8 protein-coding genes and 1 pseudogene are annotated in these 8,461 nt (G+C 64.5%); 3 read left to right on the top strand and 6 right to left on the bottom strand.

Features of this window, described 5'->3' with window-relative positions; all coding sequences use genetic code 11:
* Positions 1-633 (top strand): annotated as a pseudogene (locus tag VMA74_RS18205) (TonB-dependent receptor); the annotation flags it as partial.
* Positions 634-684: 51 nt separating this feature from the next.
* Here the strand turns inward: VMA74_RS18205 and hemC are convergent.
* The 5 genes from hemC to VMA74_RS18230 all read right to left on the bottom strand — a co-directional run bounded on the left by hemC (position 685) and on the right by VMA74_RS18230 (position 4,852).
* Positions 685-1,599, bottom strand: coding sequence for a hydroxymethylbilane synthase (gene hemC / locus VMA74_RS18210; protein ID WP_325369546.1), 915 nt, complete (start codon positions 1,597-1,599; stop codon positions 685-687).
* Between the two features lie 72 nt (positions 1,600-1,671).
* Positions 1,672-2,376, bottom strand: coding sequence for a LytTR family DNA-binding domain-containing protein (locus VMA74_RS18215; protein WP_325369560.1), 705 nt, complete (start codon positions 2,374-2,376; stop codon positions 1,672-1,674).
* Complete coding sequence (locus VMA74_RS18220) at positions 2,357-3,421, bottom strand: sensor histidine kinase (protein WP_325369548.1); 1,065 nt, start codon at positions 3,419-3,421, stop codon at positions 2,357-2,359. The genes VMA74_RS18215 and VMA74_RS18220 overlap by 20 nt, the downstream gene beginning before the upstream one ends.
* 32 nt (positions 3,422-3,453) lie before the next feature.
* Positions 3,454-4,119, bottom strand: a complete 666-nt coding sequence (locus tag VMA74_RS18225; protein ID WP_325369550.1) for an alpha/beta hydrolase — start codon at positions 4,117-4,119, stop codon at positions 3,454-3,456.
* 88 nt (positions 4,120-4,207) lie between these two features.
* Positions 4,208-4,852 (bottom strand): cysteine hydrolase family protein, encoded by a 645-nt coding sequence (locus tag VMA74_RS18230; RefSeq protein ID WP_325369552.1) that lies wholly within the window; start codon positions 4,850-4,852, stop codon positions 4,208-4,210.
* Positions 4,853-4,984: 132 nt separating this feature from the next.
* On the opposite strand from VMA74_RS18230, the gene VMA74_RS18235 reads away from it, so the two are divergent.
* Positions 4,985-5,932, top strand: a complete 948-nt coding sequence (locus VMA74_RS18235) for a GlxA family transcriptional regulator (RefSeq protein WP_325369554.1) — start codon at positions 4,985-4,987, stop codon at positions 5,930-5,932.
* An 85-nt stretch (positions 5,933-6,017) separates the two neighbouring features.
* Here the strand turns inward: VMA74_RS18235 and VMA74_RS18240 are convergent, their stop codons facing one another.
* The gene (locus tag VMA74_RS18240) at positions 6,018-8,123 is read right to left on the bottom strand and encodes a prolyl oligopeptidase family serine peptidase (RefSeq protein WP_325369556.1); all 2,106 of its coding nucleotides are present in this window, start codon (positions 8,121-8,123) and stop codon (positions 6,018-6,020) included.
* Positions 8,124-8,265: 142 nt separating this feature from the next.
* Here VMA74_RS18240 and VMA74_RS18245 point away from each other — a divergent pair.
* A partial coding sequence (locus tag VMA74_RS18245) for a hypothetical protein (RefSeq protein WP_325369558.1) occupies positions 8,266-8,461 on the top strand: 196 nt, incomplete at its 3' end.

Below are 8,461 nucleotides of genomic sequence, written 5' to 3' on the forward strand. Positions count from 1 at the left end.
AGCATAGAGCCGGCATGTGGCCAATTCACACGAAATCCGATCACGCATCAGGTTGAGGGTTTGCTGTACCTCATGACCAACCGTGGCGCATTGAAAACGGAAGGGTACGACTTCGGCATCAACTATCGTTTCAATACGCCCATAGGCAAATTCAACTTCAGCACCGACGCCAATTACGTGTCCAAGTACACCATTGATCAGGGGGGCGACTATCCGATCGAGTACGGCAATGGCATCTACTCCAATTGGCGAATCCGGGATACCAGTTCGCTCGATTGGAGCAACGGAAACTTTGGCGCTACCTGGACGGTTCGTTACTACTCGGGTTTGAAGGAAAGCTGCGCGGGCTACATCATCGGCACGCCGCTATGCAATCTGCCTGACTACTACTCGCCTGGAGTGGGTATCACACCCATGCGTAAAGTCGGCGCCATCGCCTTCAATGACCTGCAGGTGCGTTGGACCGCGCCATGGAAGGGCACTATCTCGCTAGGGGTCAACAACATCTTCAATCGTGTTGGGCCGCTTTTTTACACGGCCTCTAGTAACACCATTGGTAATAGCGGATTTGTATTCAACCCTTCCTACGATTACGGTCGCTTCCTCTACTTGCGCTACAACCAGAAATTCTAGCTTTGGCTGGTTGGCGAGTAGTAAAGGGCGGGCCTTGGGCCCGCCCTCTTTTTAGCAAAGCAAAGCCGCAGCACCCTGCGCAAACAATGCTTGCGCAACACGGGCGCCAAGTTCTGCCGCTTCGCCACAGCTGCCCGTTGCTTCCGCCAACAACAACCGCCCACTCGCCACATCCCCCACCATGCCACGCAAATGCAAACCACGCTCGGTCACCGTGCACCACGCACCAACCGGCACCGTGCAGCTTCCGCCCAACGCCTGATTCATGGCACGCTCGGCGGTCACCGCCAAGCGGGTGTCGGCGTCATCCAACACGGCGAGCGTTTCCAGTACGTCGGCTTGATCCGCGCGCGCTTCGATCGCGATCGCCGCCTGTCCGGGTGCGGGCAGCCAGTTGGGTGCGCTCATGCGGCTGCGGATGCGCTCGTGCAAGCCGAGGCGCTCCAGGCCGGCGCAGGCGAGAATGATCGCATCGTAATGGCCGGCATCCAGTTTTTGCAGCCGTGTGCCGACGTTGCCACGCAGGTCGAGCAGTTCCAGATCGGGTCGTACGGCGCGCAATTGCGCCTGGCGGCGCAGCGATGAGGTGCCGACGCGTGCGCCGGGCGGAAGCGCGGTGACATCGGCGTAGCGATTGCTGACGAAGGCATCCGCCGCATCCGCGCGCGGAAGGATGGCGGGCAAGGCAAAACCTGGTTCCAGTTCCGCCGGCACGTCCTTGAGCGAATGCACGGCCAGGTCGGCGCGGCCTTCCAGCATCGCCACTTCCAGTTCCTTGAGGAACAAACCCTTGCCGCCGATCGTCGCCAGCGGCTTGTCCAGGATCTCGTCGCCACGCGTGGTCAACGGCACCAACTCCACCCGCAGGCCCGCATGCGCCGCGCGCAGCAGGCTTGCCACGTGTTCGGCCTGCCACAAGGCAAGCGCGCTCTTGCGGGTGGCAATGCGTAACAGTGAAGGCGACATGACAGCTCCGAGAACGACGGCTGCGGTCATTGTCGCGCACTCACCTGGCTGCGCGAAGCAGCCTTCGCCATCTCAACCGACGCGCAGCAGCTTGCGCAGGGTAGGGAGATTACGGCGGCTGACTTCCGGACTGAACTCCGTCCCAGCCAGCCGCGCCAGCACGCGCCCATCGGTCAGCGTCTTCAAGCCGATCAGGCGATTGGCCGGCACCAGGCAGTTGCGATGCAGGCGAATCAAATGCTCCGGGTAGGTTTCTTCCAGCTGGCGCAGCGAATCATCGAGCAGCAACTGGTCGCCCGCGCGATGCGCCACCACGTATTTTTCTTCCGCCACCAGGCAGATCACGTCATCCAGCGCAATGCGAACAGGCTCGCCGCGCACGCGCGCATGCAGCCAGCCCACCGGCTCGCGCGGCTGCGATTCCAACCGCTGGCGCACGCGCCGGAGCGCATCGCGCAGCCGTTCTACGCGCACGGGCTTCAATAGGTAGTCGGCTGCGCCCAAGTCGAACGCATGCACCGCGTGCGCCTCGTAAGCCGTGCAGAACACCACTTGCGGACGCAAGCGATGGGCCAGCCGCGCGGCCAGCGTTTTACCGTCCAGGCCCGGCATATTGATGTCCAGCAGCAGCAGGTCCGGCTGTTTTTCGGAAATCGCCGCCAGCGCCGTTTCGCCGTCGCCCACGCTGCCGACCACCTCCACGTCCGCGCACTCTTTCAGCAAGGCGTCCAGCCGCGCCCGTGCCAGCGGTTCGTCGTCAACGATCAGTACGCGCATCACGATGTATCTCAATCGGCAAATGCAGCTTCACCACAAATCGATGCTCTTGCGGCCCTGCTTCCAGGCTGGCGCGTGGCCCGAAATGATAAGCCACGCGCTGGCGCACATTGTTCAGGCCATGCCCGCTACCGCCGGTGGTCGGCGTTGCGGCGAGCGGATTGTCGATCTCGATCCGCATCATGCCGCCCTCGCGGGTGCCCCGCAGCACGATCTCGCCGCCTTCGCGCAGCGGCTGCACGCCGTGGCGCACGGCGTTCTCGACCAATGGCTGCAACAGCAGCACCGGCATCGATGCGTCCCGTGGCAGATCATCCAGTTCGCGCCGTACGCGCAAGCGTTCGCCCAGGCGCAACTGCTCGATGTCCAGGTAGCGGTCGACCAGGTGCAGTTCCTCTCCCAGCGTGCCGCTGTGCGTATCGTCCTGGCCCAAGGCGGCGCGGAACAGCTCGGAAAGGTCTTCCACCGTGCGCTCGGCCGCTTCGGGGTCCACGCGCACCAGCGCCGCGACCGTGTTCATGCTGTTGAACAGAAAATGCGGACGGATACGCGCTTGCAAGGCCTCCACCCGGGCGTGCGCCACCGCGGCCAGGCGCGCCTGCCATTCGGCCAGCACGTAGAAATAGCGCAGCATGGCCGCGCCGAGCAGGGCGGCGATCAAGGCATTGTCGCGCACGAAGGTATTCGACCCCGCGGGAATCAGCTGCATCTCCAGCATGGCGTCCATCCACAGTGCCATGACGCTGCCCAGGGTGACGATCAACACCATCACCAGCCACACGCCTGCATACGGCAGCAGGCCAGGCAGCCGCAGCAGCCACGGGCGCAACTTGCACAGCGCCACGCCGATCACCATGCCCACCCATTCCACAAACAGCATGCCCACGCTGTAGCCGCGCCAGCCACGTGTGCTCTGCGGCGCCAGCCAGGCCAGCGTCACACACAGCGCACCCACCACCAGCAGCGCCGAGATCACCGGCAGGCTGCAGAAGTCCGGCAGCGGACCATGCGGTTGCGACGAAGGTTTGTTGGCATTCCCCGGCATACGCACAGTATGCCCGCAGCGATCGCCGCTTTTCAGCGCAGGCGTTCGCCGATCCAGCGGCGCAGGTCGGCAGTCTCCTGCGGGTGCACCGCGTGCGGCATCGGGTAGGTGTGCCAATCCACCCGGTAGCCCAGCGCTTCCAGCGCGGAGCGCGAATCCATGCCCCGCTGCAGCACCACCACCGGATCGAACGTGCCATGTCCCCAGAAAATCGGTACCGCGCTGTTGGCTGCGCTGCGCTCAGCCGCCAGCGAATCGGCAATCGGCAGATAGGTGGACAGCGCGATGATGCCCGCCAGCTTCTGCGGATGGCGCAAGCCGGCTGCCAAGGCGATCGCACCGCCCTGTGAGAAGCCGGCCAGCAGGATGCGCACGCTCGGCACGCCACGTGCGTGCTCGCGGGCGATCAGCGCTTCCACCTGCTGGACGGCTTCGCGCGTGCCTGCTTCATCTTGCGGGGCGCCGGGCTCGAAGCTGTAGATGTCGTACCACGCGCGCATCGCCATGCCGTTGTTGATCGTCACCGGGCGCACCGGCGCATGCGGAAACACGAAACGGATGGCTGGCCACTCGGGCGACACCAGCTCCGGCACGATTGGTGCGAAGTCGTTGCCATCGGCGCCCAGGCCATGCAGCCAGATGATGCTGTAGACAGGGTTGGCGGCGGTTTCGTTTTCGACGGTGGGGAGCAGGGTCATAAGGCAGCATGGCGTGAATCCGGGCCGCCATCGTAGCAGCACGGTGGACGCCCCTTGTTCCCGTCAACGATGGTCATCGCGGGCGCCCTTACGCCGCGGCGCCTTCCGCCAGCAACGCCAGCGCCCGCTGATGCGAGGCATGGATCGTATCGCGCTCCGGCACGCGCCCCGTCGCTACGCACTCGAGCCACTCATCGGTGCTCAACACCGCGGCAAAGCGCGATTGCTGCACCACGCTGTAGACGCGATGGATCTCTTCCGCGCTGGCAAAGCCGGCGCGATTGGCATACGGCACCGTGCCGGAGGCATCGTGCAGGAATTCCACTTGCATGCCTTGATCGAATGCGTGCTTGACGGTGGTGTCGTCGCAGTTGTGCGTCATGTAGCCCGCCACCGTCAGCGTGTCGACGTGGTGCTGCGCCAGCCATTCGGAGAGGTCAGTACCAGCGAACGCGCTGGGCAGCAGCTTGCGTTGATAGTGATCGTGCGGGCGCGTGGCTACCGTGTCGTGCAATGCCCAACCCGGCGTGTCGACGGCGAACAGCGGCGCGTCGGCGGGCGACGTTTGCTGGATCACGATCACCGGAATGCCGGCGGCGTGTGCTGCATCCATCGCGCGGCCGATGTTGTGCAGCGAGCTGCTCACGGGCGGGTATTGAATCTGCAGGCCACCGGTGACGTATTCGTTCTGGACGTCGATTACGACGAGTGCGCGGCGCGGGGACGGGTTCATGGCTGCATGTCCTTTAGGAGAAGGGAGCCATGCTCCCGGTGAACGCCATCTTCCGCTTGCCTGCTTGCGCCAGGCAGTGGCCTGATTGCCATTTAACGATAGAATCGGGCCAAGCTAGCGGAGGTGCCTTCCATGCCACCCGTCAACGTCGCCGTCGTCGCTTTCGACCGGATCCGCCCGTTCCATCTCTCCGTGCCTTGCGCGGTCTTTGGCGAAAGTGCGGCCGAGCCATTGTTCCAGCTGCGCGTGTGCGCCGCCGAGCCGGGCGAGCTGCGCACCACCAACGGCTTCAGCATTGCCACGCGCTACGGCTTGCGCGAACTGGCGAATGCGGACGTGATCGTGGTGCCGTCCTGGCGCGACCCGCGCGAAGCCGCTCCCGAACCTTTGCTCGCCGCGCTGCGACGCGCGCACAAGCGCAGCGCCACCCTGGTCGGGCTCTGCCTGGGCGCCTTCGTGCTGGCCGAGGCCGGCGTGCTCGATGGCAAACTCGCCACCACGCACTGGCGCTGGACGGAGCTGTTCAAGCAGCGCTTTCCCGACGTGCGGCTCGACCCGAATGTGCTGTACGTCGACCAAGGCAACGTCGTCACCTCGGCCGGCACCGCCGCCGGCATCGATTGCTGCCTGCATGTGGTGCGCCGGCAATACGGCGCCGAGATCACCAACCGCATTGCCCGCACCCTGGTGGTGCCGCCGCATCGGCAGGGCAGCCAGGCGCAATACATCGAGCAACCGGTGCTCACCCAGGCCACCGACACGCCGCTTACGAAAACACTGAACTGGGCCGCGCGGCATCTCGATCAAACGCATACGCTCGATTCGCTCGCAGCGCGCGCGTTGATGAGCCGGCGCAGCTTTACCCGCCATTTCCGGCAACACACCGGCACTACCGTCGGCCGATGGTTGCTGTCGCAACGCCTAAGCCTGGCGCTACGCATGCTGGAAACCACCGATCAACCGATCGAACGCATTGCCGAGCACGCGGGGTTTGGGACGGCCTTGTCGATGCGCCAGCATTTCGGCGTGGCGTTCAATACGACGCCTTCCATGTATCGACGCGAGTTTCGTGGTCAGTGATGCCCACTTAGATGTTTATTTCATGCGCGCCAGGATCTGTTCCCTCCCCTGCGACAGTAGGGGAGGGCGCCGATCACCGCGAGCATCAATGCGCCGGCAACCCAAGCTCCTGCGCAAAAAACGTCAACATGATCGCCGTATTGCCCACCCGTTGACTAAACGGCGCACCGATCCCGTGCCCCGCATTCATGCGCGTCAGCAGCAAAATCGGTTGGTCCGAAGTAGTGGCGTTCTGCAGCGCCGCGGTGAACTTGCGCGATTGCCACGGCGCCACGCGCGGATCATTCGCGCCGGTCGTCATCAACACCGCCGGATACGCGGTGTGCGGCTGCACGTTCTGCAAGGGCGAATACGCCAGCGTGGCCTTGAACTGCGCCGGATCGCTGACCGTGCCGAATTCGCTCACGTTGTAGGCGCCATTGGTGAACTGGGTTTCGTGACGAATGACGTCGTAGATGCCAACCATCGCCACCACCGCACGATAGTCGGCGGGATGCTGCACCAGCGACGCGCCCATCAACAGGCCGCCGTTGCTCTCGCCGAGAATCCCCAGGTGCCGGCGATCGGTCCAGTGCGTGGCGAACAAGGCCAGTGCGGCAGCATGGAAATCATCGAACACGTTCTGTTTGTGCAGCTTCTGGCCTTGTGCATGCCAATCCTGGCCGTCTTCGTTGCCGCCACGGATATTGGCGAACGCCAGTACGCCGCCGCGTTCCAGCCACGCCAGTTCCGGCCCGATGAAATGCGGCGTGATTGGAATGTCGTAGCCGCCGTAGCTGTAAAGAATGGTCGGCCGTGCACCGTTCGGCGTGATGCCGGGCATCGCCAGCACGGTGACCGGAATCCGGGTGCCGTCCTTGGAGCGGCCATCGATGCGATGCACCTCCACCTTGCTGTAATCGGCAGCGGGTTTTACGTCGAACACCGTGCGCAGGTCGCCGTTCTTCGCGTCGTAATCGGCCCAGCGTGCAGGCAGCGTCCAGCCGGCATATGTGATCAGGGCATGATCCTGGCCTTGCTCCGCGGCGATGCCTTCGATGGTGATGCCGTGTTGCGGAAGCGGCAGGCGGCGCACGAACTGGCCATGCACATCGTATTGTTCCGCCCACCAATCCGGACCCCAGCTGCGCGTCACCAGAAAGCCGTCCGCCATCGGCGCGATGTCCTGCACGGCCCCTTCGCGCTGCGGGACCAAGGTGCCGACCTTGCCTTGCGCATCGATGGCAAGCAGCTTGCCGCGCGGCGCATCGGCGAAGCTCGTGACCAACAAACGCTGGCCTACCCAGGCCGCGTTGCGCACATTGGCTTCGTGGCCCAGCACTTTCTTCCAGTCGCTGCCTTCGCGCAGATATACCTCGGCCGGTCCGCCATCGCCGATGTTGGCGAGCACGGCCAACTGCTTCGCGCCCGGTGAAGTGAGCAAGCGGTATTCGGCCACCTTCGAATAATGCTGGCCGAACACCACCGCATCGGTTTGCGCGGCCTGGCCGAGCGCGTGGTGTACCAGCGCGGCGTCGAACTGCCGCACCTCGGCGCCGGCCGGCGGCAGCGGAAAGCGCGCGTAGACGAAGCCGCGCTCGTCGGCATCCCACGCCACCGCTTGCGGCGTGGTGCCGCCGCCTGCGTAAGGCAATGCGTCACGCAAGGTCTTGCCGCTCGCCACGTCGAGCACGTGCAGGGTGGTCAATTCGCTGCCGCCTTCGGCCGTGCCGTACACCAGATATCGGCCGCTTGGCGAAGGCCAATAGCCGGTCATCGCGGTATTGCCGCTGCCGGCGTTGAGATCCACCAGCACACGCGCGGCGCCGTTCGGCCAGGCCTGCGCCATCAGCTGCGGTTGCGGCTGCGGCGGCGTCTCCTGCAGGTAGAACAGCGTGCCGCCGGCCAGCAGCGGCGAGGAGCGGGTTGTGGAGGTGATCGCCAGTTGCTGCACGCGTTCGGTCATCGCCTTGCCATCGGGCATCGCAGCGAGCACGGCTTCGGTGTGCGCGTTCTGGGCCTTGATCCAGGCTTGCACGGCCGGGTCCTGTGCGTTTTCCAGCCAGCGGTAGGGATCGCTCACCGTAACGCCGTGCAAGGTGCTGGCAGCGGGTTTTGTAGGTGAAGCAGGCGGCTTGGAACTTTCCCCGGCATAGGCCGTGATGGTGGCGGCAAGGGCAAAGGCGGGCAGGCAGCGCAGAAAAAGGGACATGCCTCGGATCCTGTGGCTTGGGGTATGGAGCGGACCTGCCAGCCTATAGGGTGCATGCGCCCGAGCGAAACGGGACCCATGGCGCTTGTCAGCCGGGCACGCTTGGCTATGCTGGCCGACTTTCGTCACTGGAGTTCCGTCCATGCGCCGACTGCTGCTCGCCGGCCTCATCGCCCTCACCGTACTGCCCGTGGCAGCAGAAACCCCTTCGGCGGCGCCCAGGCTCGACCTGGAAACCATCATGGCCAATCCGGACTGGATGGGGCAGGCGGTAGAAAACCCCTATTGGAGCGTGGACGGCCGCAGCTTGTATTACCGGCTGAAGCGCGATGGCAGCC

Origin of the sequence: Dyella sp. (assembly GCF_035508675.1) — a bacterium.
GTDB lineage: Bacteria > Pseudomonadota > Gammaproteobacteria > Xanthomonadales > Rhodanobacteraceae > Dyella_B.